Origin of the sequence: Bradyrhizobium sp., assembly GCF_030654605.1 — a bacterium.
GTDB lineage: Bacteria > Pseudomonadota > Alphaproteobacteria > Rhizobiales > Xanthobacteraceae > Bradyrhizobium.
The window spans coordinates 29,925-55,667 of sequence record NZ_JAURXB010000023.1; the positions used below are offsets into that span (position 1 = coordinate 29,925).

Here is a 25,743-nt window from a genome sequence, read left to right on the forward strand (position 1 = left end):
CGCTCCCGGCCTTTTGTGTTTGCCTCAGTTCAGCGAAGCGCGCTTCGGCGGCGTCGCCGGCCACGACTTGATCAGGGTGTCGTAGTCGACCGTTTCGCCCTTCGGCTTCTCGTTGGCCAGCTTGCGCTGGGGCGCGATGTTGCCGTCTTTTTCCGACTTGGCGAACCAGTATTCAGGCTTCTCTTTCTTGTTCAGCTTCGGCCCGCAGGCGCCCTGCACGCCCGATTTCTCGAGACGCTCGAGCACCGAGTCCTGGGCCGCCGCCAGCGAGTCCATCGCCGCCTGCGGGGACTTTGCACCCGACGACGCATCGCCGATGTTCTGCCACCACAGTTGCGCCAGCTTCGGATAGTCGGGGATGTTGTTGCCGGTCGGGGACCACTGCACGCGCGCGGGCGAGCGGTAGAACTCGATCAGGCCGCCGAGTTTTGGCGCGCGTTCGGTGAAGGATTTGTCCCAGATGTCGGATTCACGGATGAAGGTGAGACCGACATGGCTCTTCTTCAGGCTCACCGTCTTCGAGGTGATGAACTGCAGATAGAGCCAGGCCGCCTTGCGGCGATCCGGCGGCGTCGACTTCAGCAGGGTGCCGGAGCCGACGTCCTGATAGCCGAGTTTCATGCCTTCCTTCCAGTACGAGCCGTGCGGCGACGGCGCCATGCGCCATTTCGGCGTACCGTCCGCGTTCATCACGGCGAGACCCGGCTTCACCATGTCTGCGGTGAAGGCGGTGTACCAGAACATCTGCTGGGCGATCGCGCCCTGCGCCGGCACCGGTCCCGACTCCGAGAAGGTCATGCCTTGCGCCTGCGGCGGGGCATACTTCTTCATCCAGTCGAGATATTTGGTGATCGAATAGACCGCCGCCGGACCGTTGGTGTCGCCGCCGCGCTCGACCGATGATCCGACCGGACGGCAGCCTTCCATGCGGACGCCCCATTCATCGACCGGCAATCCGTTCGGGATGCCCTTGTCGCCATTGCCGGCCATCGACAACCACGCGTCGGTGAAACGCCATCCCAGCGACGGATCCTTCTTGCCATAGTCCATGTGGCCATAGACCTTGACGCCGTTGATCTCCTTGATGTCGTTGGTGAAGAAATCGGCGATGTCTTCATAGGCCGACCAGTTCACGGGCACGCCGAGCTCGTAGCCGTATTTGGCCTTGAACTTGGCCTTGTAGTCCGGATTGGAGAACCAGTCGTAGCGGAACCAATAGAGGTTGGCGAACTGCTGGTCCGGCAACTGATAGAGCTTCTTGTCGGGGCCTGTCGTGAAGGAGCGGCCGATGAAGTCGTTGATGTCGAGGCCGGGATTGGTGACGTCCTTGCCCTCGCCGGCCATGTAATCCGACAGCGCGATGGTCTGGCCATAGCGGAAGTGCGTTCCGATCAGGTCGGAGTCGTTGATCCAGCCGTCATAGACGTTCTTGCCGGACTGCATCTGGGTCTGCAGCTTCTCGACCACGTCACCTTCCTGGATCAGGTCGTGCTTGACCTTGATGCCGGTGATTTCGGTGAAAGCTTTTGCAAGTGTCCTCGCTTCGTACTCGTGCGTGGTGATGGTTTCCGATACGATGTTGACTTCCATGCCCTTGAAGGGCTGGGCCGCCTTCTCGAACCATTGCAGTTCCTTCAGCTGATCGGCCTTCGACAGGGTCGAGGGCTGGAATTCGCTGTCGATCCAGCGCTGGTTGGTGGCGTCGTCGGCGAGCGCCGGCGCCGCCATCGCGAGCGATGCAGCGATCAGCACCGCCCTGCTGGTCATGGTCAGATAGCTATTCTTCCGTCTCTCCAGGTTCTTCCGTGTCTCCAAGGGTCGCATGTTGAGTCCTCCGGTTGCAGCGACAAACAAACTTCAGGTCCGGGTTGATCCCGGATCTGCTCTTTATTCGCGTGTTCAGACGGTGCGGAAAATCGCAACGGCCGAAGCAAGCGAGATCGCGGTGGCGAGCCACAGGCTCGAAATTTCAAGTCCTTCCCCGAACGGGATGGTCAGAATCGTGTCGGTCCCGACAAAGCCGATCCACAAGAGGTGAATGACGGCGGTCGCGATCAGCGCAATGAACAGCCGGTCGCCCCGGGTGGTTGGAATGTGCAGGATCCCGACTCGCTCGGCCTCTGGATAGGCCACGGCGAGCCAGGTCATGACCGCGAGCGTCATCGCCAGCATCACGAAGAAGATCGCAGTCGGCAGCGTCCAGGCCATCCATGCGATGTGTTCCATGTCGGCCTCCCCTACACCCGGCCGAGCGCAAAACCGCGCGCGATGTAGTTGCGGACGAACCAGATCACCAGCGCGCCGGGGATGATGGTCAGCACGCCGGCGGCGGCCAGCAGACCCCAATCCATGCCGGACGCAGAAACCGTGCGGGTCATGACCGCCGAAATCGGTTTTGCATTCACCGAGGTCAGCGTCCGCGCCAGCAACAGCTCCACCCAGGAAAACATGAAGCAGAAGAACGCGGCCACCCCGATCCCGCTGGCGATCAAGGGCACCAGGATCTTGACGAAGAAGCGCGGGAACGAATAGCCGTCGAGAAACGCGGTCTCGTCGATCTCGCGCGGCACGCTCGATACGAAACCTTCGAGGATCCACACCGCCAGCGGCACGTTGAACAGGCAATGCGCCAGCGCCACCGCCCACGGCGTATCGAACAGATTGAGCGCCGAATAGAGGTTGAAGAACGGCAGCGCGAACACCGCCGGCGGCGCCATCCGGTTCGACAGCAGCCAGAAGAACAGATGCTTGTCGCCGAGGAAACGGTAGCGCGAGAACGCGTAGGCCGCAGGCAGCGCGAACGAGATCGAGAGCACGGTGTTGATGACGACATATTTCAGCGAGTTGATGTAGCCGGAATACCAGCTCTCGTCGGTGAAGATCCTGATGTAATTGGCCAGCGTCGGCTGATGCGGCCACAGCGTCATGGTGGTCACGATCTCGGTGTTGGTCTTGAAGCTCATGTTGACCAGCCAGTAGATCGGCAGCAGCAGGAAGATCAGGAACAGCGAGAGAATGATGCGGCGTCCGGGAATCGAATGCATCACGCGACTCCTTTTTCAGGCCCGCGATCGGCGCCGGCATTGGTCATGACGGTGTAGAACACCCAGCACACGATCAGGATGATGATGTTGTAGACCAGCGACAGCGCCGCGGCCTTGCCGAGATCGAACTGCCCGAGCGCGATCTTGACCAGCTCGATCGAGATGAAGGTGGTGGAATTGCCCGGCCCGCCGCCGGTGACCACGAACGGCTCGGTGTAGATCATGAAGCTGTCCATGAAACGCAGCAGCACCGCGATCAGCAGCACGCGGTTCATCTTCGGCAGCTGGATCGCGGTGAAAACTGCCCAGCGCGAGGCGCCGTCGATCTGGGCGGCCTGATAATAGGCGTCCGGAATCGATTTCAGGCCGGCGTAGCACAACAGCGCGACCAGGCTGGTCCAGTGCCAGACGTCCATCACGATGATGGTGGCCCAGGCATCGAACTCGTTGGACACGTAGTTGTAGTTGATGCCGAGGCTGTTCAGCGTATAGCCCATCAGGCCGATGTCGGGCCGTCCGAAGATCTGCCAGATGGTGCCGACCACGTTCCACGGAATCAAAAGCGGCAGCGCCATGATGACGAGACAGGCGGCGACCCGCCAGCCCTCGCGTGGCATCGACAGCGCCACCACGATGCCGAGCGGCACCTCGATGGCGAGGATCACCGCGGAGAAGAACAGGTTGCGCCAGAGCGAGGCAAAGAACCGCTCGCCGAGGTCGGTGGTGGGATCGAGCAGTTCCTTGAACCAGCCGACGCCGTTCCAGAAGAACTGGTTGTTGCCGAAGGTGTCCTGCATCGAATAGTTGACGACCGTCATCAGCGGCAGGATCGCGGAGAACGCCACGATCAGGAACACCGGCAGCACCAGGAACCAGGCCTTCTGATTGACGGTCTTGTCCATTACTTCCCCTCGACCAGAAGGCTGTCGGCGTAGACATGAACGTGGGACGGGTCGAACCGCAGCCCGGCCTCGTTGCCATCAACGGAAAATCCGGGCGGCACCCGTGCGTTAAATTTCGCATCACCGACCCGAACCCGCGCGAAGCGGACGCGGCCGAGATCGTCGATCCGCTCGATCGTGGCGGACAGCAGGCCGGAAGCCGGTGCGGCGATGTCGACGAATTCGGGGCGCACGCCGATTTCGATTTTGGCGCCCGGCGGCAGGCCGTCATAGTTGCGGTCGAGGCCGATGGTGTGACCGTCGATCCGGGCCTCGCGGCCGCGCACTTCGGCCGGCACGATGTTCATGCCGGGCGAACCGATGAAATAACCGACGAAGGTGTGGGCGGGCTTGTCGAACAGTTCCGCCGGCGTGCCGCTCTGCACCACGCGGCCGTCATGCATCACGACCACGGTATCGGCGAAGGTCAGCGCCTCGGTCTGGTCGTGGGTGACATAGATCATGGTGAGATCGAGGTCGCGATGCAGCGCCTTGAGCTTGGAGCGCAACTGCCATTTCAGTTCGGGATCGATCACCGTCAGCGGCTCGTCGAACAGCACGGCGGCGACGTCGGAACGCACCAGCCCGCGGCCGAGCGAAATCTTCTGCTTGGCGTCAGCGGTGAGCCGCGTCGCCTTGCGCTCCAGATAAGGCGTGAGATCGAGCAGACGTGCAATCTCTGCGACCCGGGCGTCGATCTCCGCTTTCGGCACGCCGCGGTTCTTCAGGGGAAACGCCAGATTTTGCCCGACCGTCATGGTATCGTAGATCACCGGAAACTGGAACACCTGGGCGATGTTGCGCTTCTGGGTTGACAGCGGTGTGATGTCGACGCCGTCGAACAGGATTTTCCCGCGCGATGGCGTGACGATCCCGGAGATGAGATTCAGCAGCGTGGTCTTGCCGCAGCCGGACGGCCCGAGCAGCGCATAGGCGCCGCCCTGCCGCCAGGTCATGGTAACGGGCTTCAGCGCAAAGGATTCAGGCGCGGCAAAATTGCCGCCGTAGGAGTGCGCGAGGTCGACGAGGTCAATGCGGGCCATGCAGCATCCCCCTCATATGCTTTTATTTGTTGACGCGTTTTCTTGACGCGAACCGCCAAACACTTCGCTTGAAAACGCTACGCGGGGAGACGCGACGAGCCGGCCAGCCCCGTCGAAGACAAAGACATTGTCGGGATCGAGCACAGCATCGAGCAAATGTCCGGGCTCGAACTCATGCACGCCCTGCAGCACCGCAACCCAGTTCGAGGCGTCGCGGTTGAGATGCACGAAACTTTCCGAACCGGTGATTTCGGTCACCGTCACGGTGGCGTGGAAGGCATGACGGCCGGCAATGCCGGTGGCCACTTCCAATTGGTGGGCGCGGAAGCCGACCCGATAGGCGCCGTCGTCGAGCCCGGCATAGAGACCGGTTGCCGGCGCCTGCACGCCGCCGGCGTACTGCACCGAGCCGTTATGCTTCTCGATGCCGACGATGTTGAGCGGCGGATCGGAAAACACCTGGGCGACGCGCAGGGTGTCGGGATGGCGATAAACCTTCGACGTATCGCCGGTCTGCAGGATCTCGCCTTCCCACATGCAAATGGTCCGGCCGCCCAGCAACAGCGCTTCCGAGGGCTCAGTGGTGGCATAGACGAAGATCGCGCCTGATGCTTCGAAGATACGTGGCAGTTCGGTGCGCAGTTCCTCGCGCAGCTTGTAATCGAGATTGGCGAGCGGCTCGTCGAGCAGGACCAGGTCGGCGCCTTTGACCAGCGCGCGGGCGATCGCGGTGCGCTGCTGCTGGCCGCCGGACATTTGCAGCGGGGTGCGGCTGAGAGAGGGCTCCAGCTTCAGGAGCCGCGCCGCCTCCTGCACGCGGCTCTCGATTTCGGCGCGCGGCTTGCCCTGCACCCGCAATGGCGAGGCGATGTTTTCATAGACCGACAGCGAGGGGTAATTGATGAACTGCTGGTAGACCATCGCCACCGAGCGCTTGCGCACGTCGAAGCCGGTGACGTCCTTGCCATCGACCAGCACGCGGCCCGATGTCGGCTTGTCGAGACCGGCCAATAGCCGCATGATCGAGGTCTTGCCTGATAGCGTCGGTCCGAGCAGCACGCTGAGGGTTCCGCGCTCGAGCGTCAGCGAGACATCGCGGATGGCCGGGATGCCATCGACTGCGCGCATGACGTTGTCGAGTGTAACCGTCATTTCCGCCTTCCCGCTTCCAGCAAGGGGCGCTCCGGCGCAACGTGGTTGGCGGCGATCCAGTCTTCAATATCAGCAATTTCGTCCGCCGACAGCCGCAGCCCGAGTTTCGACCGCCGCCAGACGATGTCGTCGGCGCTGCGGGCCCACTCGTGAGCTATCAGGTATCGGACTTCGCTCTCGGTCAAGCCGGCGCCGAAGGACTGGCCGAGATCGGCAAGCGATTTCGCATTGCCGAGCATTTTGGTGGCGCGGGTGCCGTAGGCATGCGCCAGCCGGCTGGCATGGGCGGAGGCGAGGAAGGGATAGTTGCGGATCAGTTCGGCCGTCATGGCCGCGACCGCCGAGACGTCCATGTCGCCGCCGGGCAGCGGCGATTTCGCGGTCCAGCCTTCTTTGGCTTTGGCGCTGCGCAAATATGGCGAAAGGCGTTCCAGCGCCTCCTCGGCGAGGCGGCGGAAAGTAGTGATCTTGCCGCCATAGATCGACAGCATCGGCGCCCCGCCGGGGGTGTCGAGTTCGAACACATAATCGCGGGTGGCGGCCTTGGCTTCGCTTGCGCCGTCGTCATAGAGCGGACGCACGCCGGCATAGGTCCAGACCACGTCTTCCGGATTGACCGGCTGCGCCAGATATTCGCTGACGGAGTCGCACAGATATTCGATCTCCTCGGTCGAGGCCTTCACTTTTGCAGGATCGCCGTCGAAATCGCGATCGGTGGTGCCAATCAGCGTAAAGTCGTCCTGATAGGGAATGACGAACACGATGCGGCCGTCGCTGTTCTGGAACATGTAGGCGCGGTCGTGGGCGTAGAGTTTGCGCACCACGATGTGGGAGCCCTGCACCAGCCGCACCTTGGCGCGCGCGTTGACGCCGGCGCCCGATCGCAGGACATTCTCGACCCAGGGGCCGCCGGCATTGACGAGCGCGCGGGCCTTGATCGTCGAGCGGGTACCATCGGATGTGTCCTCGACCGTGACCTGCCAGATGCCGTCCACTTGCCGGATTTCGACGGCGCGGGTGCGGGTGCGGATCTCGGCGCCGCGGTCGGCCGCGTCGCGCGCGGTGAGCACCACGAGGCGCGCGTCGTCGACGAAGCAGTCGGAATATTCGAAGGCCTTGGTGTAGCGGTTGGGAACCAAGGGTTTGCCCACCTCATCCCGGGTCAGATCGACCGAGCGCGTCGGCGGCAGCAAATGCCGGCCGCCGATGTGATCGTAGAGAAACAACCCTAAACGTAACAGCCAGGCCGGGCGCAACCCGGAATGGTGCGGCAAAACGAAACGCAGGGGCCGGATGATGTGGGGCGCGATCTGCCAGAGGATTTCGCGCTCGATCAGCGCCTCGCGCACCAGACGAAACTCGTAATATTCGAGGTAGCGCAGGCCGCCATGTACCAGCTTGGTCGACCAGGACGACGTCCCGCTGGCCAAGTCATTCATTTCGCAGAGAAAAACGGAATTTCCCCGGCCCGCCGCATCGCGCGCGATGCCGCAGCCATTGATGCCGCCGCCGATGATCGCGAGGTCGAAAATCTTGTCCAAAAGGCGCTTCCCCGACGCTCGCCCATTCATTTCGGCGATTTCGCTTTCGTTTTCGAATAAATCACAACCAAATGTGAAAGCAAGTGAAAAGGGCAAGTGAAAAGGGGATGTGGCAGCGCGATCGGCTTGCCCTTCGAGACGCGCGGCCAACAGGCCGCTCCTCGGGTTGAGGCCGGACTTTCTGGGAGGTCGGATCGCTGCGACCTCCTCACAACTCGTCGTGCCCGGGCTTGTCCCGGTCATGACGAAACCATGGATGGCTTAACGCAGCCGCGTCACGGTCGACGGCGGCTCAACCCCGGGCTCGTCGAGATCGGCTGCCGGGTTCGGCATCGCCTCGATTACCTCGATGCCTCGGCTGTGGCAGATGCTGGCGATCCCCGCCGGCAAGGCCGCGTCGGTCACAAAAGTCTGGATCTGGCTGAGATGGGCGATGCGAACCGGCGCGCTGCGGCGGAGTTTGGTCGAGTCGGCGACCAGCATCACGCTGCGAGCGTTGGCGATGATGGCTTGCGCCGCCTGCACTTCGCGATAGTCGAAATCCAATAGCGCGCCCTCCTCGTCGATCGCGGAGGCGCCGATGATGGCGTAGTCGACCTTGAACTGGCCGATCAGGCTGATCGCGGTCGAGCCGATCACCGCGCCATCGGCGCGGCGCACCGCGCCACCGGCGACGATCACCTCGATGCGCGGATGCGGATACAGCAGCATCGCGACATTGAGGTTGTTGGTGATGACCAGCAGGTCCTGGTGCGAAGTCAGGGCGCTCGCGACCTCTTCGGTCGTAGTGCCGATGTTGATGAAGAGCGAGCAGCCGTTCGGTATCTGCGCCGCGGCGGCCGCCCCGATCGCCTTCTTCTCCTCGGCGGCGACGAAGCGGCGGGCTTCATAGGCGAGGTTTTCGACGCCGGAGGCGATAATGGCGCCACCGTGGATCCGGGTCAGCGAGCGGTGGTCGCAGAGATCGTTGAGATCCTTGCGGATGGTCTGCGCCGAGACCTCGAAACGGCGGGCGAGGTCGTCCACCATCACCCGGCCGAAGGCACGGGCGATATTGAGAATTTCGGATTGGCGGTGGGTCAGGCCGGTCACGGGGCACCTCGGGGCAGCAGCCTCCATGGTGCGGCGGTTCCGGCAGCGGGTCAACGCAGCAGATCGGTTGCGCTCCCGCGATGCCGGTTACGGTTACGGTTACCAGCCTAGGCGGCGATCCGCCCGCCCTCCAGCAGAAGCCGCGCCGCCCGTTCGGCCTCGCGCGCGTTGCGGAAGAGCCGGCCTTCCAGCGGATTGAAACGGTGGGTGGCGGCGAAGAAGCGGTAGCCCCTGGGATCGCGCACGACGATTCCGGCCGCCTGGGATCCGACCTCGATGATGTAGGTGTCCGACACTTGCTTCAGCCCTCATTCCAGTCCGGGCAAATAACCGCGACGGCGCTGAAATGTTCCTGGGGCGAGGCGGCCCCTTGACCGGCGCCACGGCTGGCCGCAATGCTGGCTGCGAGGGTGACTCGATCAAACCGGCTGGAGAATGTACATGATCACGAAATTCGCAGCTATGACGCTGCTCGCACTGGCGGTTGGCGCTCCCGCCCAACAGGCGGCGGCGCAGGAAAGCACGCTCGGCGGCGCGCTGTTCGGCGGCGTGGCCGGCGCCATTGTCGGCGGCGCGATCGGCGGCAATAGCGGCGCAGCGGCAGGTGCGGTGCTGGGCGCCGCCACGGGGGCCGCGATCGGCGCCCAGGGCGAACCGCGGCCCGGCGGCTACCGCTATTACCAGAACGGCTGCTACGTGCAGCAGGGCGACGGTTCCTGGGTCGGGGTTTCCCCGCGCTACTGCCAGACGGTGCAATACGCCCCCCGGGAGCAATACGCCCCGCGGCAGCGGTATTACGACGAGGCGCCGGCTTGCACGCGCTACCGCTCCTATAATCCGCGCACCGGCACCTTTATTGGCCGCGACGGCTATGAGCGTCCCTGCCCGTAGGGCACGACGCGCTCACCTCTCCCCGCCGCTTCGCGGGGCGAGGTGCTCGCGCCGCATCAGGCTCCGCGCTTGACCGCCTCGTAGGCCAGCCGCTTGAACTCGATGGCGAAGGGATGGAAAAACGCCATTTGGCGCTGCGTCATCAACAGGCCGGCGACGCCGGTTTTGGGCGAAATCCACCATTGCGTGCCGGCCACGCCGCCCCACCAGAATTCGCCGCGGGAATCCGCGTGGTCGTACGGTGCAGGCTGCACCGTCATCGCTCCCGCCAGCCCGTAGCCCTTGCCCACCAGCGCTCCCGTCATCGGGAAACGCATCCAGACCCCGTCAGGCAGCTGATTGGTCATCATCTGGGCAATCGTTTCCGGTTTCAGCAGGGTCGGCCCGCCCGGGAGCAGGCTCCGAATGAGCGCCACCATGTCCGGCAAGGTCGACACCAGACCACCGCCGCCACTCAACCTCGGCCACGGGCGCACGAAGGCTCCGGGCCAGGGCGAGTTATCGGTACGGGTCAGCCCCGGCTTCATTGGGTCCATCAGGTCGGCCCCGACATAATAGGCAGCGAGCCGACTGTGGTCCTTTTCCGGCACCGCGAAGGCGGTGTCCACCATGCCGAGCGGATCGAAAATCCGCTGCTGGATGAACCTGTCGAACGGCACTCCGCTGACGACTTCCACCAGCCGCCCCACCACGTCGGTGGCCACCGAATACTCCCATGACATGCCGGGATGATAGACCAGCGGCAAGTCCGCCAGCGTGTCGATCATATCGGCCAGCGGCGTCGTCGGATTGAGCACCTTGCGTTCCTGATACGCCTTGAACATCACGGACCCCGGATCGAACAGGCCGTAGCTCAGCCCCGAACTGTGGCTCAGCAACTGGCGAATGGTGATCGATCCCCTTGCCGGCTCGGTATCTTCAAGCGATGTCGCACCCGGGCGCAGCACCCTACGGTTGCCAAGTTGCGGAATGTACTTCTCGATCGCGTCGTCGAGCTGGAAGCGGCCTTGCTCGAACAGCAATAGTGCTGCGCAGGAGGTAATCAGCTTGGTATTGGAGAACACCCGGAACAGATGATCTGATCGCAACGGGACCCGCGCTTCCTTATCGGCCCATCCCACACAATTCACATCGACCAGATCCCGGCCGACCAGCACCGCGGACGACACCCCGGGCAGGATGTTGCCGTCGACCAGCCGGCGCATGGCGGCATGGGTCGCCCCGAAGTCGTAGCCGGCCGCCGTCACTTGCATGTCCTGCATGGTCGCTTCCATTTTCACTCCCGTCGGGCGCGTTGCGTTCGCGCGGTTCTCTGCCCGCACTATCAGCGGACCAAACAGCGCGTCAATCGCCGCCGGCAAGATAAAGCCTGAAGAATCTCTTGCGATACGGCTGCAACGGCCAACGCCGAATGCCATAGTGGAATCAATCGCCGGCGAAGACCGGCACCGGAGGCGACCCATGACCTTGATCAAATCGGCTTTGACGGAATCCCGGGTGGCGGGACCGACCACTCCCGCCGTGCGCGACATCACGCTCGGCCGCTTGCTCGAACAGGCCGCGAGGTCTGCACCGGACCGGATCGCCTTGATCGCAGGCGTCCCCGATCCGGCGCTGCGGCGCCAGTGGACCTATTCCGAACTCTACGCCGAGGCGCAACGCACCGCGCGCGCCTTGCTCAGCCGCTTCAAGCCGGGCGAGCGGATCGCGGTCTGGGCGCAGAACCTGCCCGAATGGATCATGCTGGAATTCGGCGCTGGCCTGGCCGGCATGGTGTTGGTCACCGTCAATCCAGGTTTCAGATCCAACGAAGTCGAATATGTGCTGAAGCAATCCCGCTCGGCCGGTGTGTTCGTGGTCAATGCCTTCCGCGGCAATCCGATGCTTCAGACCGTGCGCGAGGTCGCGCCGCGTTGCCCGGAGCTACGCGAGATCGTCTGCTTCGACGACTGGGCGGCCTTCATCGCCGCCGGTGACGACACCAGCATCGCGCTTCCCGATGTCAAGCCCGGCGATCCCGTGATGATCCAGTATACGTCGGGCACCACGGGCTTTCCGAAAGGCGCGCTGCTGCATCATCGTGGCCTCGCCAACAACGGCGCCGACACGGCCGACCGCATGGGAATCGACCCGGGCGACGTCTTCATCACCACCATGCCGCTGTTCCACACCGGCGGCTGCGTCTGCTGCGTGCTCGGCGCGGTGTCCAAGGCGGCCACGCAGGTGCTGCTGGAGGCGTTCGAGCCGGGGCTCGTGCTGGAAATGTTCCAGACCTATCGCGGCAACGCGATGGTCGGCGTACCGACCATGCTGGTGGCGATGCTGGAGCATCCTTCGTTTGCATCGACCGATCTCTCGTCGGTCAAGGCGATCTGTTCCGGTGGCTCGACCGTGCCGGCAGCACTCGTTGCATTGTTCGAACAGAAATTGGGCGCACCGTTCACCATCGTGTTCGGGCAAACCGAATGCTCGCCGGTGGCCGCCCAGACCAGGACCACCGACACGATCGAAGACAAGGCCTCTACCATCGGCCTGCCGCTGCCCAACATGGAGACCAAGATCGTCAATCCCGACACCGGCAAGACGGTACCGATCGGGGAGATCGGCGAGTTCTGCACCCGCGGCTATCACATCATGCTGGGCTATTTCGAAATGCCCGAGGCGACCGCCGCCGCGATCGATTCCGAGGGCTGGCTGCACACCGGCGATCTCTGCGCGATGGACGCGCGCGGCTATTGCACCGTCGAGGGGCGGCTGAAGGACATGATCATCCGCGGCGGCGAGAATATCTATCCGCGCGAGCTCGAGGAATTGCTGTTTCGTCACCCCAAGGTCGGCGAGGTCGCAGTGGTCGGGCTACCGCACGAAAAATGGGGCGAGGAGGTCGCCGCCTTCATCCGTCCGGCGCCCGGCGCCGTCATCGATGCCGAAGAACTGTCGGCCTATATGCGCGCCTCGCTGGCCCATCACAAGACGCCGCGGCACTGGTTCGTGGTCGAGGCTTTTCCGCTGACCGGATCGGGGAAGATTCAGAAATTCAAGCTGCGCGAAATTTGGGCCAAGGGGGAGATGCAGGCGTTATGATGCGCCGGGATCCGGCGCGATCTGCATATTTCATGACAACAACCTTCGACAGTTTACTCTTCTGCGCATATGTTTGCTCCCGTTGCATAGGAGCGCCTCACCATGAGCACCGCGAGCGACGCCCGTTTCTGGGACCGGACTTCACGGAAGTACGCCGCTGCCAAGATTTCGGATCAAGCCGGGTATGAGCGCTCGCTGGAGCGGACCCTTGCCCTGCTGGGACCGGCCGACCGGGTGTTGGAATTGGGCTGCGGAACAGGGACAACGGCGCTGCGGCTTGCAGGCGGTGTGCAAAGCTATCTTGCGACGGATATCTCCGCTGAAATGATCGCGATTGCCGAAGAGAAACACGCCGCCCTTCCTGTCCCGGCGCTTGTCTTCCGCACCGCGACCGCAGAGGCGCTGGACGGGCAGTTTGATGCAGTTCTGGTGTTCAACTATCTCCATCTGGTCCGCGATTTGCCGGGCACGTTGAACCGCATCCACGCCCTGCTTGCAGCGGATGGCTTGTTCATCTCCAAGACACCCTGCCTCGGGGATATGAATCCAGTGATCCGGCTTGCCTTGTTGCCGGCGATGCGCGCGATCGGAAAGGCACCCTATGTCAGCGCCTTCCGGGCGGCGGAGTTGAGCCAGTCCATATCTGCCGCAGGCTTCGAAATCCTTGCCACGGAGAGCCACGCGACCAAGGGCAAAGACGCCCGTCCCTACATCGTGGCACGCAAACGATAGGTCCCGCCCTTAGGCCGAAATCGGCGGCTCGTCGCGCTGGATGACCTGCGGCTGGCCGTGATCGTCGATCGAGACATAGGTGAAATTGCCGTCGGTCACCAGGATCGACTGCATCTCCTTGCGCCGCAGTACCCAGGCTTCGAGGTGGACGGTGATCGAGGTGCGGCCGATCCGGACCAGGTTGGCATGTACCGATACGAGATCGCCGACGTACACCGCTTTTCGGAAATTCATCGCCTCGATCGCGACCGTCACGGTGCGCGATTTCGCAACCTTGGACGCGAACACGCCGCCGCCGACATCCATCTGGCTGAGCAGCCAGCCGCCGAAGATATCGCCATTGGCATTGGTGTCGGCCGGCATCGCCAGCGTGCGGATGCAGAGATCGCCGCGCGGCTCGGTGTCCGCATTGAGCGGCGCATGACCGGCTTTGGAGTCGGTCACTTGAACGTTTCCCAGCCAGCGTCCGGCGCGAAGCGGTCGCCGAATTTATCCGCCAGCGCGTGCAGGGTCGACACCACGTTTTCGGGTCCGCGGGTGCGGGCGTAATTCAGCGGGCCGCCGCGGAACGGCGCATAGCCGGTGCCGAAGATCATGGCGCCGTCGACGGCGTCGGCATTGTCGACGATGCCTTCGCGCAACGCCGCGACGCAGACATTCGACATCGGCAGCACCAGCCGGTCGATCATTTCCTCCGTCGGCTCCGGCATCGAGGGCGACACCGCGCTCTTGTCGGCCTTGCCGTCCTTCCAGAGATAAAATCCCTTGCCGGTCTTGCGGCCCAATTCGCCCTTGGCCACTTTCTCGCGCAGCCACGCTGGCGTCGGCGGCAGCTGATCGCCGAATTTCGAGCGCAACATGTCGCCGACGGCAAGGCAGATATCGAGCCCCACCTGATCGGCCAGCTCAATCGGCCCCATCGGCATGCCGAATTTCACCGCCGCGGCATCGATCACCGACTTGTCGATCTTCTGGTCCAGCATCACCATCGCCTCCAGCATGTAAGGCGTCAGCGCGCGGTTGACGAGGAAGCCCGGCGAACTCCTGACCGGCAGCGGCAGCCGGTCGATGGCGCCGACAAAGGCCAGCGCCGCCTTCAGCATCTCGGGATCGCTGCCGTCATGGCTGACGACCTCGACCAGTTGCAGCCGCGACACCGGGTTGAAGAAGTGCAGGCCGACCAGCCGCTCCGGTTTTGTCAATGTGGTCCGCAGATCCTGCAGCGGAATGCTCGATGTGTTGGAGGCGAGGATGGCGCCCGGCTTCATCCGGGGCTCCAACGCAGCATAAATCTTCTGCTTCAGCTCGAGTTTCTCCGGCACCGCCTCGATGATCAGGTCGGCGTTGCGGACGCCCTCGCCGTCCATATCCGGGATCAGCCTGTCCAAGGCGTCGCGGATGTCGATGCGCTTGCGCAGGATCTTGCCGAACAGGTCCGATGCGCGCTTGATTGCACCGGCGATCGGCTCCGGCTTCATGTCGGCCAGCGTGACGTGAAAACCCTGGCCGGCGCACCAGGCCGCGATGTCGCCGCCCATCGCGCCGGCGCCGATGACGTGGACGTGCTCGATCCTGTTGCCGCCGCCGGCGAGCTTCTTCATCTGCTCGCGCAGGAAGAACACCCGGATCAGGTTTTGCGCCGACGGCGTCACCATCAGCTGGGCGAACGAAGTCTTTTCAGCCCGCAGCATCGCGAGCTTGTCGTCGCCATGCTGCTCCCAGAGATCGATCAACGCATAGGGCGCGGGATAATGTTCACGGGGGGCTGCCTTGCCGGCCTCGGCGCGCATGCGTTTGGCAAGCAAGCCCCTGACCGGACCGAGGTTAAGGATCGAGTTGAGCGGCCCCGGCTTGGCGCGCTTCAGGCGGCCGAACACTGCATCCCGCACGGCATTGCGGACGTGCCGCTCCTCTGCCACCGCGTCGACCAGCCCGAGCGATTTGGCCTTGCGGGCATCGATGGTCTTGCCGGTCAGCATCAGGGTCATCGCCTGCATTGGATTGACCAGCCTGGTGAAGCGCGCGGTGCCGCCGAGGCCGGGATGCAGGCCGAGCATTACTTCCGGAAAGCCAAAGCGCGCGCCCTCGATGGCGATGCGCGACTGGCAGGCCAGTGCCACCTCGAGGCCGCCGCCGAGGCAGAAACCGTGGATCACCGCGACGGTCGGCATTTTGAGGCCTTCGAGGCGGTCGATCACGGTATGGGCGCGGCCGATGGCGACTTCGACCGGCCACGGATCGGTGGCGCCGCGGAATTCGTTGACGTCGGCGCCAGCGATGAAGCCGGACGGCTTTGCGGAGCGGATGACGAGCCCGGTGGGACGCTGGGCTTCCAGTGCCGCCAGCACCGTCTCGAGTTCTTCGATCAAATCGGCCGACAGCGTGTTGGCGCTGGCGCCCTCGCGGTCGAACAACAGCCAGGCGATGCCGTCGGCATCGCGGGTCAGCTTGAAGTGGCGGTAGGGTCCGCCGGGCTCGGGCTTCGGCCCGAGCTCGAGCACGCGGTCGGCGAGAAGGTCCATGATCCTGCTATCCATGATCACACCGTCTCGATCAGCATGGCGCCACCCAGCCCGCCACCGATGCATTCGGTGGCGATGCCGCGTTTGGTTCCCAGCCGCTTCATCGCATTGACGAGATGCAGCACGATGCGGTTGCCGCTGCAGCCGACGGGATGGCCAAGGCTGATGGCGCCGCCGTCGACATTCAGCCTGGCGTGGTCGATCGGCCCGGCAGCGCCGTCGAGGCCCAGAATCTCGCGGCAGAATTTTTCGTCGTTCCAGGCGGCGAGACAGCCCAGCACCTGCGTCGCGAACGCCTCGTTCAACTCCCAGGTCTCGATATCCCCGAGCGACAATTTGTTGCGCTTCAGGAGTTCGTTCGACGAAAGCACCGGGCCGAGACCCATGATGGAGGGATCGAGCGCCGACCATTGGCTGTCGACAATCATCGCCTTCGGCGTCAGGCCGTGCTGCTTGACCGCCTCTTCGGAAGCCAGGATGACCCACGAAGCGCCATCGGTGATCTGCGAGGAATTGCCCGGCGTGACCTGGCCCCAGGGCCGCTCGAACACAGGCTTCAGGCTCGCCAGCTTTTCGGGTGTGGAATCCGGCCGCACGCCGTCGTCGTGGTCATAAAACTTGCCGTCGCGCGCGAAGGCGGTTTCGACCTCGCCCTTGAGCCAGCCTTGCGCCTGCGCGTTGGCGAGCCGCTTGTGGCTTTCGGCGGCATAAAAATCCGACTGCGCCCGGGTGATGCCGAAGAGATAACCGACCTTTTCGGCGGTCTGTCCCATGTTGAGGTCGGTGATCGGATCGGTCAGCCCGCGCTCGAGGCCGATGATCGGCTTGAAATAGCTGGGGCGGGTTTTGGCAAGTGCGGCGAGCTTGGCGACAATGCCCTTGGCGCTGGCAAGGCCTGCGAACCAGCGCACACCCTGCTGCGGCCAGACCAGCGGCGCGTGGCTGAGGGCTTCGGCGCCGCCGGCCAGGATCAGGTCCGAATTGCCTTCGCGGATATAGCGGTAGGCCGTGTCGATCGACTGCATGCCGGAGCCGCAATTGATCTGCACCGTGAACGCCACCATGGCTTCGCCCATGCCGAGCCGCAGGGCGGCGACGCGGGCCGGGTTCATCTCGTCGGCAATGACATTGACGCAGCCGAGGATCACCTGGTCGAACGCCGTGGGGGCGAAGGGTTGCCGGGCCAGCAGCGGCCGGCCGCATTGCACGGCGAGATCGACCGGGGTAAACGGCCCCGGCCCGGAACGCGCCTTCAGGAACGGCGTCCGGCTGCCGTCGATAATGTAGACCGGTCGCGCCATCAGCTTGCTGCCCGTTGTTCACCCAATTCCTGGAAGAACTGATGCACATCGGCGGGCTTCTTGTAAATCGGCGACAACGCCTCAGGCGCGAAGTCGTCGACCTCGATCACTTTTGCGACAGCTTCCCGGGCGGCGGCGAGCTTCTCGCCCTCGCTTTGGGTGATTACGCCGCGCTTGACCGCCTCCTTCCAGTCATGGAGGCGGGCCGCGCGCATGCTCTTGGCAATCTCTTCTGCGCCGGTCACCAGCAGGAACGCCTTCTCCAGACGCGCCACGCCGCCGTCGTCATCGACATGTGACAAATCCGCCGTCAGGCGGTCGCGCGCCGCCGACGGCTCCAGCACCAGCTGGGCGCATTGGTGGACCACGCGGTCGGACGGCCCGAGCACGCGCACGCCGAACGGCTGGATCACGAACTTCAGAATAACAGCGACGAAGCGGTTGGGCATATTGGCCAGAATTTCCGCAAAGCGGTTCTCGATGGTCTTGAAGCCGCTGGCCATGCACCATTCCAGCGCGGCGAAATCGGCCTGCTGGCGGCCCTCGTCCTGCCAGCGCTTCAGCGCGGCGGACAGCAGGTAGAGTTCGGAAAGAATATCGCCGAACCGCGCCGACAGCATTTCCTTGCGCTTCAGCGCGCCGCCGAGCGTGAGCAGCGCCATGTCGGCGCACAGGGCGAAGGCCGAGGAATAGCGCGACAGCTGCCGATAGAACCCGGTGGCCTCGCCGGCATCCGGCGCCGGCGCAAACATCCCGCCGCTCCAGTTGGGGCCCCAGGCACGGAACAGCGTGGTCACGCTGTGGCCGATATGCTGCCAGAACGCCTTGTCGAAAGCATCGAGCCCTTTGGCGCGGTCGGCCTCGCCAAGCGCGTTCATCTCTTCCAGCAGATAGGGATGCGCGCGGATCGCACCCTGCCCGAACACGATCAGATTGCGGGTCAGGATATTGGCGCCCTCCACGGTGATGCCGACCGGCACCGAGCGATAGAGGCTGCCCATGTAGTTCTGCGGGCCGTCGATCACGGCCTTGCCGCCATGGATGTCCATGGCGTCGTCGATCGCGATCCGCATCCTTTCGGTAGCATGCAGCTTCATGATGCCGGAAATCACCGCGGGATGGTGGCCCTGGTTGAGCGCCGCGCAGGTCAGCCGCCGCGCGGCGTCGAGCAGATAGGCGGTGCCGGCGATGCGCGCCAGCGGCTCCTCGATGCCTTCGAATTTTCCGATGGGCACGTTGAACTGCTCGCGAATGCGGGCATAGGCGCCTGACGTGCGCGCGGCATAGGCCGCGCCCGCGGCGGACAATGACGGCAGCGAGATGCCGCGCCCGGCGGCTAGCGCCGTCATCAGCATTTTCCAGCCCTGGCCGAGGCGTTCTTGCCCGCCGATGATGTAGTCCATCGGGATGAAGACGTCATGTCCCTTGTTGGGGCCGTTCTGGAACACCTGCATCGACGGCAGATGGCGCCGGCCGATCTCCACGCCGGCCAGATCCGTCGGGATCAGCGCCACGGATATGCCGAGTTCTTCCTGCGAACCCACGAGGTGATCCGGATCGTAGGCCTTGAAGGCAAGGCCGAGCAGCGTCGCCACCGGGCCGAGCGTGATATAGCGCTTGTGCCAGTTGAGGCGGAGCCCAAGCACTTCCTTGCCGTCAAAATTGCCCTTGCAGATGATGCCGCTGTCGATCATCGACGCGGCGTCGGAGCCGGCTTCCGGGCTGGTCAGCCCGAAGCAGGGAATCTCGCTTCCGTCCGCGAGGCGCGGCAGCCATTTCTGCTGCTGGTCCCTGGTGCCGAAGCGCATCAGCAGTTCGCCGGGGCCCAGTGAATTGGGCACCATCACGGTGACGGCGGCAGTGAGCGACCGCGACGAAAGCTTTCGCACCACTTCGGAATGCGCATAGGGCGAGAAGCCGAGCCCGCCATGCTCCTTCGGAATGATCATGCCGAAGAATTTTTCGCGCTTGATGAAGGCCCAGACCTCGGGCGGCAAATCCCGCCATTCCCAATTGATCTTCCAGTCGTCGAGCATGGCGCAGAGCGTATCGACCGGGCCGTTCAGGAACGCCTGCTCTTCCGGAGTCAGCGTCGCCGGCGCCATCGCCAGCAGTTTGGCCCAGTCCGGATTGCCGGTGAACAGGTCGGCATCCCACCAGACGTCGCCGGCCTCCAGCGCTTCGCGCTCGGTGTCGGACATCGCCGGCAGCACGCCGCGCGCCCAGGAGAAGATCGGCTTGGTGAGGTAATCGCGGCGGAAGCTCATGGCGGTGTCCTCATGGTCGGGGAACGGCGCGATGGTCGCGGCACCGTCTATGCCAAAAGACGGTTCACCCTAGCGGAAAGCGGGGGGTTTCGGTGAACACTTCGCACTGAAATTGAGGCGAAATTGATCCAACAGATGATCCGGCGCACTGGTGCCTGATAACGGCCATGAGGCGCGTCGGTTCCTCTTATCCCTCCCGCCACGCGGCGAAGAGCCGCGCGGGGGGAGGGATAAGGAAGAATCTCGCTACGCGATCAATCCGGCCGCTTCATCTCGAACATGTTTTCCGGCTTGATCTCGAAATAGTCCCCCTGGCGGCCGGCGCGAACGATCGGGTGGGCGAGTGCTGTCTGGTAGACGCCGTCCTTGATGAAGGCCTTGTCGATGTGGACGGCGACGACCTCGCCGAGCGTGAGCCAGGCCTGCGCCTTCTTGCCGTCGGCGCCCTGCAGCTGGATGATTTGAGACAATTTGCACTCGAACGAAACCGGGCTTTCCGCGACCCGCGGCACGTTGACGAGTTTGCCCGGCACCGCCGTGAGGCCTGCGACATTGAACTCGCTGACGTCATGGGCGACATGCGCCGCGGTCGCGTTCATCTGCTGCGACAGGTCCATGGTGGCGAGGTTCCAGACGAACTCGCCGGTCTCTTGGATGTTCTGGACTGAGTCCTTCCACGAGGTCGAGGAAAAGCCGATGATCGGCGGATGATAGTTGAAGGCGTTGAAGAAGCTGTAGGGCGCGAGATTGACGTTGCCCTTGGCGTCCCGCGACGAGATCCAGCCGATCGGGCGCGGCGCGATGATGGCGTTGAACGGGTCGTGCTTGAGGCCGTGGCCGTGGGCCGGCTCGTAATAATGCAGGTCTTTCGGGGGTTTGGCGTCCACGTTATTTTTCCTTCGTAGGTTCGGCAAAGCGAAGCGGGCCCACCCTAGAGAACTATCAACGTCATTGCGAGGAGCGCTTGCGACGAAGCAATCCAGCTTCTTTCTTTGCGCTGCAGGATGGATTGCTTCGCTGCGCTCGCAATGACGACTAGCGCGCCGCCTTACCGCGCGGCGCGAAGCCGGCGATGATGAAATCGATCATCTGGTCGAGCGTCGGGCTCGGCTTGTCGATGCATTGGGCGATCATCTGCGGATGGAAGAACCGCATCATCGCCATGCAGGTGCAGATCGCTGCCACCGGCACGTCGGCGACCTCGAATTCGCCCGAAGCGACGCCATGGCCGATGACGGAACCGATGATTTCGCCGATCAGCTGGATATGCGCGTTGCAGACCTCCCAGTTCTCCTCCATCGCGATCGCGACCATCTCGTGCAGCTTGGAATCGCCGACATAGCGCTCGCTGTTCATGTGATGAATGGTCGTCAGCAGTTCGCGCAGGCGGCCGACCGCCGGACCGGGCCGCGCCGCGATCGCCTGCGCCGCTTCCTCCACCTCGCCCATCAGCAGCCGCGCCACCGCCTGGTGGATCGCCTTTTTCGAATCGAAGAAGCGATAGACGTTGGCCGGACTCATCCGCAGCGCCTTGGCGATGTCGGCCACGGTGGTTTTCTGATAGCCTATTTGGCGAAACAAACGCTCCGCCACCACGAGAATCCGCTCCCGCGTATCGGGTTCGATATGGTCGGAAACCAGCGCCATGTCAGGACTCAATCCCACCCAATGTTCAATTATTCGGCAGCCTCGGCAAGCGGAAATGCGAGTTGCTTGTCGCTCTCATGCTGCGGCGCAACGTCAACTTTCTCAGCCGTGCCGCGTTCCTCGAGGCTCTTGCGGAACCAGAGCGCGTAGAGGCCCGGCAGATACAGCAGGGTCAGGAAGGTCGCCACGAACAGGCCGCCCATGATGGTGATCGCCATCGGACCCCAGAACGCCGAGCGCGACAGCGGGATCATGGCGAGTATAGCGGCCAGCGCCGTCAGCACCACCGGGCGAGCGCGCCGGACGGTGGCTTCGACGATGGCTTCCTTGCGGGACAGGCCGGCCAGGACATCGGTTTCGATCTGGTCAACCAGGATCACGGCGTTACGCATGATCATGCCGGCCAGCGCGATCAGCCCGAGCAGCGCCACGAAGCCGAACGGCTGATTGGCGACGTTCAGGCCGAGCGAGGCGCCGATGATGCCGAGCGGCGCAGTGAGGAACACCAGGATCAGCCGCGAGAAGCTTTGCAACTGGATCATCAGCAGCGTCAGCATGACGATGACCATCAGCGGAAACAGCACGAAGATCGAGGCATTGCCCTTGGCGGACTCCTCGAACGCGCCGCCAGCCTCGATCCGGTAGGCCGCCGGCAGGCTGTCGCGGATCTCCTGCAGTTTCGGCGAGATCTCGCTGGTGACGTCAGGCGCCTGCACGCCGTCGACGACGTCGCCGCGCACGGTGATCGCCATGTCGCGGTTGCGACGCCAGATGATCGGCTCCTCATGGGCGTACTCGATTTTTGCGATCTGCGTCAGCGGCACCGCGACGCCGTTGCGCGAGGTCACGGTGAGATCGCCGACGCGGCCGAGATCGAGCCGTTCGGACGGCACCGCGCGGGCCACCACGCCGACTTTCTCGATGCCGTCGCGGATCGTCGTCACCGGCGCGCCGGAAATCAGCATGGCCAGCGCCTGCGACACGTCCTGCGGGGTCAGGCCGAGCGCGCGGGCGCGGTCCTGGTCGACCACCAGCTTGAGATAGGGCGACTGCTCATTCCAGTCGAGCTGCGGATCTATGACGTTGGGATTCTGCCTGACGACGTCGCGCACTCTGTAGGCGATGTCGCGCACGGTGTTGGGGTCGGGGCCGATGACCCGGAACTGGACCGGAAAGCCGACCGGCGGGCCGAAGTTGAAACGATCGATGCGTACGCGCGCTTCCGACAGCACACCCTCGCCCACGGCCTTCTCCAGACGGGCCTTGATCCGCTCGCGCGCGTCGACGTCCCTGGAGATGATCACGATCTCGGCGAAGGCTTCGTTCGGCAACTGCGGGTTGAGCCCGAGCCAGAAGCGCGGCGAACCCTGGCCGACGTAGGACGTGTAGGTCGCAATGTCCTTGTCGTCCTTCAGCAGCCCTTCGGCGGCTTTCACCGATTTCTCGGTGACGTTGAACGCGGTGCCCTCGGGCAGCCGCAACTGCAGGAACAGTTCCGGCCGCTCCGACAGCGGGAAGAACTGCTGCTGCACGTGACCAAAGCCGACGATGGAGAGCGCGAACACGGCCACCGTCGCCAGCACCACCTTGATCCGGTGATCGACGCACCACTGGATCATGCTGCGCAGGATCCGGTAGAAGCGGGTTTCGTAGACCGCGTGCGGATCGTGGTTGTGATGCACGGTGATGTTGGGCAGCAGCTTGACGCCGATATAGGGCGTGAAGATCACCGCGACGAACCATGACGCCACCAGCGCGATCGCCACGATCCAGAAAATGCCGCCGGCATATTCACCGACCGCCGAATTGGCAAAGCCGATGGGGAGGAAGCCAACGGCCGTGACCAGCGTTCCCGTGAGCATCGGAAACGCAGTTGATTCCCAGGCAAAGGACGCCGCGCGCATGCGGTCCCAGCCCTGCTCCATTTTCACCACCATCATTTCGACCGCGATGATGGCATCGTCGACCAATAGCCCGAGCGCGATGATCAAGGCACCGAGTGTAATGCGGTGCAGGTCGATCGACATCGCATTCATCACGATGAAGACGATCGCCAGCACCAGCGGCACCGACAGCGCCACCACGATGCCGGTGCGCCATCCCAATGCCACGAAGCTGACAAACAGCACGATCGCCAGCGCCTCGATGAAAGAGCGCACGAACTCGCCGACGGCGCGCTCGACCACCTTGGGCTGGTCGGCGATCTGCTCGACCTGGATGCCCTGCGGCACCGCCTTCATGAACTCATTGGTGGCGTTCTCGACTTCCTTGCCGAGCTCCAGGACGTTGGCGCCCTTGGCGGTGACCACGCCGACGCCGAGCGCAGGCTTGCCTTCCTGCCGCGCCACGAAAGTCGGCGGATCGACGAAGCCGCGGGTCACGGTGGCGATATCGCCCAGGCGAAATACCCGGCCGTTGCTTTCGACCGGCGTCTCGGCAACCGCCTTGACGCCGTCGAGCGCCCCGGTGACGCGCAGCGGCACACGCTGCGAGGAGGTTTCCACCGTGCCGGCCGGCACCACATTGTTCTGCTTGGCCAGTGAATCGAACAGCGCCTGCGGCGTGATGCCGAGCGTCGCCAGCTTGGCGTGCGAGAACTCGACGAAGATCCGCTCTTCCTGGGCGCCGTAGAGATTGACCTTGGTGACGCCAGGCACCTTGAGCAGCCGCTGGCGCATGCCCTCGGCGGCCTTTTTCAATTGTGCGAAGTCGGCGCCGTCGCCGGTCATCATATAGAGAATGGAATCGACGTCGCTGAATTCGTCGTTGACGGTGGGGCCGAGCAAGCCGGTGGGCAGCTGGCCCTGCACGTCCACGAGCTTCTTGCGCAGCATATAGAACAGGTAGGGCACGTCCTTCGGCGGGGTCGAATCCTTGAAGGTGACCTGCATCGCCGTAAACGACGGTTTCGAATAGGTCTGCACCTTCTCGAAATAAGGCAGTTCCTGCAGCTTCTTCTCGATGGGATCGGCGACCTGGGTCTGCATTTCCGCAGCGGTGGCGCCCGGCCAGATCGCGGAGACGTTGACCACCTTGACCGTGAAGAACGGGTCCTCGGCGCGGCCGAGCTTCTGGTAGGAGAAGAAGCCGGCGGCGCCGAGCGCGATCACCAGGAACAGGATCAGCGCGGGGTGGCTGACCGCCCAGCCCGAGAGATTGAAGTGTTTCATCTCACTCTCCATTGATCGACGCGCAGTACCCAATTGAATTCGTCATTGCGAGCGAAGCGAAGCAATCCATGGGGCTGGAAGATGGATTGCTTCGTCGCTGCGCTCCTCGCAATGACGAAACGATTTCAGAACGACAGCGACGACACGACCCTGACCTTCTGGGCCGGGTCGAGTTTTTGCACGCCGAGCACGACGGCTTTCGAGCCTTCATCGACGCCGCCGGAAATCACGACGTCGTTGCTCTCGTAGGATTTCACGGTGACGGCCTTCAGGGTCACGCCGCCCTTGTCGTCGACGATATAGAGCGAGGGATTGCCGCCCTGGCTGTACAGCGCCGACAGCGGCAGCCGCGCCACGCTCGACGTGGCGGGATCGGCCAGCGTCAGCGTCGCGGTCATGCCGAGCGAGACGCTGTCGCCGGCGTCCGGCAGCGAGAATTTCGCCAGATAAGTGCGCGTCGCGGGATCGGCCGCGGGCGCGATCTCGCGCAGCTTCGCGGCATACTTCTTGTTGGGTTCGGACCACAGGCTGACGCTGGCCGTGCCCTGTTTGGCGCGGCCGACCAGCGTTTCCGGAATCGCGACCACGGCTTCCTTTTCCGTAACGCGCGCCACCCGGACCGCGGTCTGCCCCGCCGCGACCACCTGGCCGGCATCGATCAGGGTCGCGGTGACGACGCCGCGGGTGTCGGCGACCAGCGTGGCATAGGAAAGACTGTTCCTGGTAAGTTCGACCGAGCGCTCGGCGCGATTGAACCGCGCGCGGGCTTCGTCGGCGGCGGCGCGTGCCTGATCCATCTGCGCCTCGGTGGTCCAGCCTTTGGCACGCAGATCCCTGGCACGCTGCTCGGAAGCGGTGGCTTGCGCCTGCACGCCGGTGGCAGCGCGGAATTCCGCCTCGGATTGCTCGGCCTGCAGCTTCAGATCGACTTCATCGAGGGTGGCCAGCGGCTGGCCGACATCGACGGTCTGGCCGACCTCGACCAGGCGTTTTGCCACCTTGCCGGGGACCCGAAAGCCCATGTCGGTCTCGATCCGGGGCTTGATGGTGCCCACAAAACTGCGCTCCGGCGATTCCGGCTTGTACTGCACCGTCGCCACCAGCACGGGACGTCCGGGAGCGGCCTTTTCCGCCACCTTCTCGTTGCAACCGGTCAGGGCGATCGCCACAGCGGCCAGTGAGAGGCCCGCTAAGAATTTGGAATAGCTCGACAAAATGTGACGGGCGAACATGCTGGCTTCCCTCGATGACATGATGGGCAGTGTCGAATGTCTAGTGACGATTGTCAATATTCGTCACTGATCATGATTTCGTGA

21 protein-coding genes are annotated in these 25,743 nt (G+C 63.8%); 3 read left to right on the plus strand and 18 right to left on the minus strand.

What is annotated here, in order from left to right; genetic code table 11:
• Nucleotides 1-24 precede the first annotated feature (24 nt).
• The 9 genes from Q7U29_RS01965 to Q7U29_RS02005 all read right to left on the minus strand — a co-directional run bounded on the left by Q7U29_RS01965 (nt 25) and on the right by Q7U29_RS02005 (nt 9,109).
• Nucleotides 25-1,767 carry an ABC transporter substrate-binding protein gene (locus Q7U29_RS01965; protein WP_304737776.1) on the minus strand — a complete coding sequence of 581 codons (1,743 nt, stop codon included), beginning with the start codon at nt 1,765-1,767 and terminating at the stop codon, nt 25-27.
• 132 nt (nt 1,768-1,899) lie between these two features.
• Complete coding sequence (locus Q7U29_RS01970; protein ID WP_304737777.1) at nt 1,900-2,226, minus strand: DUF2160 domain-containing protein; 327 nt, start codon at nt 2,224-2,226, stop codon at nt 1,900-1,902.
• Nucleotides 2,227-2,237: 11 nt separating this feature from the next.
• On the minus strand, nt 2,238-3,044 hold the full coding sequence (locus tag Q7U29_RS01975; RefSeq protein ID WP_304737779.1) for a carbohydrate ABC transporter permease: 807 nt from the start codon (nt 3,042-3,044) through the stop codon (nt 2,238-2,240).
• Nucleotides 3,044-3,946, minus strand: a complete 903-nt coding sequence (locus Q7U29_RS01980; protein ID WP_304737780.1) for a carbohydrate ABC transporter permease — start codon at nt 3,944-3,946, stop codon at nt 3,044-3,046. Before Q7U29_RS01980 ends, Q7U29_RS01975 begins: the two co-directional genes overlap by 1 nt.
• Nucleotides 3,946-5,028, minus strand: coding sequence for an ABC transporter ATP-binding protein (locus tag Q7U29_RS01985; protein ID WP_304737782.1), 1,083 nt, complete (start codon nt 5,026-5,028; stop codon nt 3,946-3,948). The genes Q7U29_RS01980 and Q7U29_RS01985 overlap by 1 nt, the downstream gene beginning before the upstream one ends.
• Before the next feature lie 12 nt (nt 5,029-5,040).
• Nucleotides 5,041-6,180, minus strand: a complete 1,140-nt coding sequence (locus tag Q7U29_RS01990; protein WP_304737784.1) for an ABC transporter ATP-binding protein — start codon at nt 6,178-6,180, stop codon at nt 5,041-5,043.
• Nucleotides 6,177-7,751, minus strand: coding sequence for a glycerol-3-phosphate dehydrogenase (gene glpD / locus Q7U29_RS01995; RefSeq protein WP_304737786.1), 1,575 nt, complete (start codon nt 7,749-7,751; stop codon nt 6,177-6,179). The genes Q7U29_RS01990 and glpD overlap by 4 nt, the downstream gene beginning before the upstream one ends.
• A 231-nt stretch (nt 7,752-7,982) precedes the next feature.
• Entirely contained in the window at nt 7,983-8,813 is an 831-nt protein-coding gene (locus Q7U29_RS02000) for a DeoR/GlpR family DNA-binding transcription regulator (protein WP_304737787.1), read from the minus strand.
• A gap of 107 nt (nt 8,814-8,920) precedes the next feature.
• Nucleotides 8,921-9,109, minus strand: a complete 189-nt coding sequence (locus tag Q7U29_RS02005; RefSeq protein WP_304737789.1) for a hypothetical protein — start codon at nt 9,107-9,109, stop codon at nt 8,921-8,923.
• 145 nt (nt 9,110-9,254) lie between these two features.
• Here Q7U29_RS02005 and Q7U29_RS02010 point away from each other — a divergent pair, with 145 nt between their 5' ends.
• Complete coding sequence (locus tag Q7U29_RS02010) at nt 9,255-9,704, plus strand: BA14K family protein (protein WP_370691676.1); 450 nt, start codon at nt 9,255-9,257, stop codon at nt 9,702-9,704.
• A 56-nt stretch (nt 9,705-9,760) separates the two neighbouring features.
• Here Q7U29_RS02010 and Q7U29_RS02020 read toward each other — a convergent pair whose 3' ends face one another.
• The gene (locus Q7U29_RS02020; RefSeq protein ID WP_304737791.1) at nt 9,761-11,179 is read right to left on the minus strand and encodes a serine hydrolase; all 1,419 of its coding nucleotides are present in this window, start codon (nt 11,177-11,179) and stop codon (nt 9,761-9,763) included.
• Here Q7U29_RS02020 and Q7U29_RS02025 point away from each other — a divergent pair.
• Together Q7U29_RS02025 and Q7U29_RS02030 are read left to right on the plus strand one after the other, a co-directional pair.
• Entirely contained in the window at nt 11,166-12,788 is a 1,623-nt protein-coding gene (locus Q7U29_RS02025) for an AMP-binding protein (protein WP_304737793.1), read from the plus strand. The genes Q7U29_RS02020 and Q7U29_RS02025 overlap by 14 nt on opposite strands.
• A 102-nt stretch (nt 12,789-12,890) precedes the next feature.
• A complete protein-coding gene (locus tag Q7U29_RS02030) occupies nt 12,891-13,520 on the plus strand; it encodes a bifunctional 2-polyprenyl-6-hydroxyphenol methylase/3-demethylubiquinol 3-O-methyltransferase UbiG (RefSeq protein ID WP_304737795.1) in 630 nt (209 codons plus the stop codon).
• 9 nt (nt 13,521-13,529) lie between these two features.
• Here the strand turns inward: Q7U29_RS02030 and Q7U29_RS02035 are convergent, their stop codons facing one another.
• The 8 genes from Q7U29_RS02035 to Q7U29_RS02070 form a co-directional block, all read right to left on the minus strand.
• The gene (locus tag Q7U29_RS02035) at nt 13,530-13,883 is read right to left on the minus strand and encodes an acyl-CoA thioesterase (RefSeq protein ID WP_370691680.1); all 354 of its coding nucleotides are present in this window, start codon (nt 13,881-13,883) and stop codon (nt 13,530-13,532) included.
• A 77-nt stretch (nt 13,884-13,960) separates the two neighbouring features.
• A complete protein-coding gene (locus Q7U29_RS02040) occupies nt 13,961-16,057 on the minus strand; it encodes a 3-hydroxyacyl-CoA dehydrogenase NAD-binding domain-containing protein (RefSeq protein ID WP_304737798.1) in 2,097 nt (698 codons plus the stop codon).
• Between the two features lie 2 nt (nt 16,058-16,059).
• A complete protein-coding gene (locus Q7U29_RS02045; RefSeq protein ID WP_304737800.1) occupies nt 16,060-17,343 on the minus strand; it encodes an acetyl-CoA C-acetyltransferase in 1,284 nt (427 codons plus the stop codon).
• Nucleotides 17,343-19,610, minus strand: coding sequence for an acyl-CoA dehydrogenase (locus Q7U29_RS02050; protein WP_304737802.1), 2,268 nt, complete (start codon nt 19,608-19,610; stop codon nt 17,343-17,345). Before Q7U29_RS02050 ends, Q7U29_RS02045 begins: the two co-directional genes overlap by 1 nt.
• A gap of 254 nt (nt 19,611-19,864) precedes the next feature.
• Entirely contained in the window at nt 19,865-20,497 is a 633-nt protein-coding gene (locus Q7U29_RS02055; protein ID WP_304737804.1) for a flavin reductase family protein, read from the minus strand.
• A gap of 148 nt (nt 20,498-20,645) precedes the next feature.
• A complete protein-coding gene (locus Q7U29_RS02060; RefSeq protein ID WP_304737805.1) occupies nt 20,646-21,257 on the minus strand; it encodes a TetR family transcriptional regulator in 612 nt (203 codons plus the stop codon).
• Nucleotides 21,258-21,286: 29 nt separating this feature from the next.
• Nucleotides 21,287-24,427: an efflux RND transporter permease subunit gene (locus Q7U29_RS02065; protein WP_304737807.1), complete on the minus strand. Its 3,141-nt coding sequence runs from the start codon at nt 24,425-24,427 to the stop codon at nt 21,287-21,289.
• A 125-nt stretch (nt 24,428-24,552) separates the two neighbouring features.
• Nucleotides 24,553-25,659: an efflux RND transporter periplasmic adaptor subunit gene (locus tag Q7U29_RS02070; RefSeq protein WP_304737809.1), complete on the minus strand. Its 1,107-nt coding sequence runs from the start codon at nt 25,657-25,659 to the stop codon at nt 24,553-24,555.
• Nucleotides 25,660-25,743 lie beyond the last annotated feature (84 nt).

Bases quoted from the DNA above. Each gene is read 5' to 3' on its own strand.
- Q7U29_RS01965 (WP_304737776.1), bottom strand. From the start codon at position 1,767: ATGACCAGCAGGGCGGTGCTGATCGCTGCATCGCTCGCGATGGCGGCG.
- Q7U29_RS01970 (WP_304737777.1), bottom strand. From the start codon at position 2,226: ATGGAACACATCGCATGGATGGCCTGGACGCTGCCGACTGCGATCTTC.
- Q7U29_RS01975 (WP_304737779.1), bottom strand. From the start codon at position 3,044: ATGCATTCGATTCCCGGACGCCGCATCATTCTCTCGCTGTTCCTGATC.
- Q7U29_RS01980 (WP_304737780.1), bottom strand. From the start codon at position 3,946: ATGGACAAGACCGTCAATCAGAAGGCCTGGTTCCTGGTGCTGCCGGTG.
- Q7U29_RS01985 (WP_304737782.1), bottom strand. From the start codon at position 5,028: ATGGCCCGCATTGACCTCGTCGACCTCGCGCACTCCTACGGCGGCAAT.
- Q7U29_RS01990 (WP_304737784.1), bottom strand. From the start codon at position 6,180: ATGACGGTTACACTCGACAACGTCATGCGCGCAGTCGATGGCATCCCG.
- glpD (WP_304737786.1), bottom strand. From the start codon at position 7,751: ATGAATGGGCGAGCGTCGGGGAAGCGCCTTTTGGACAAGATTTTCGAC.
- Q7U29_RS02010 (WP_370691676.1), top strand. From the start codon at position 9,255: ATGATCACGAAATTCGCAGCTATGACGCTGCTCGCACTGGCGGTTGGC.
- Q7U29_RS02025 (WP_304737793.1), top strand. From the start codon at position 11,166: ATGACCTTGATCAAATCGGCTTTGACGGAATCCCGGGTGGCGGGACCG.
- Q7U29_RS02030 (WP_304737795.1), top strand. From the start codon at position 12,891: ATGAGCACCGCGAGCGACGCCCGTTTCTGGGACCGGACTTCACGGAAG.
- Q7U29_RS02035 (WP_370691680.1), bottom strand. From the start codon at position 13,883: ATGCCGGCCGACACCAATGCCAATGGCGATATCTTCGGCGGCTGGCTG.
- Q7U29_RS02040 (WP_304737798.1), bottom strand. From the start codon at position 16,057: ATGGATAGCAGGATCATGGACCTTCTCGCCGACCGCGTGCTCGAGCTC.
- Q7U29_RS02045 (WP_304737800.1), bottom strand. From the start codon at position 17,343: ATGGCGCGACCGGTCTACATTATCGACGGCAGCCGGACGCCGTTCCTG.
- Q7U29_RS02050 (WP_304737802.1), bottom strand. From the start codon at position 19,610: ATGAGCTTCCGCCGCGATTACCTCACCAAGCCGATCTTCTCCTGGGCG.
- Q7U29_RS02060 (WP_304737805.1), bottom strand. From the start codon at position 21,257: ATGGCGCTGGTTTCCGACCATATCGAACCCGATACGCGGGAGCGGATT.
- Q7U29_RS02065 (WP_304737807.1), bottom strand. From the start codon at position 24,427: ATGAAACACTTCAATCTCTCGGGCTGGGCGGTCAGCCACCCCGCGCTG.
- Q7U29_RS02070 (WP_304737809.1), bottom strand. From the start codon at position 25,659: ATGTTCGCCCGTCACATTTTGTCGAGCTATTCCAAATTCTTAGCGGGC.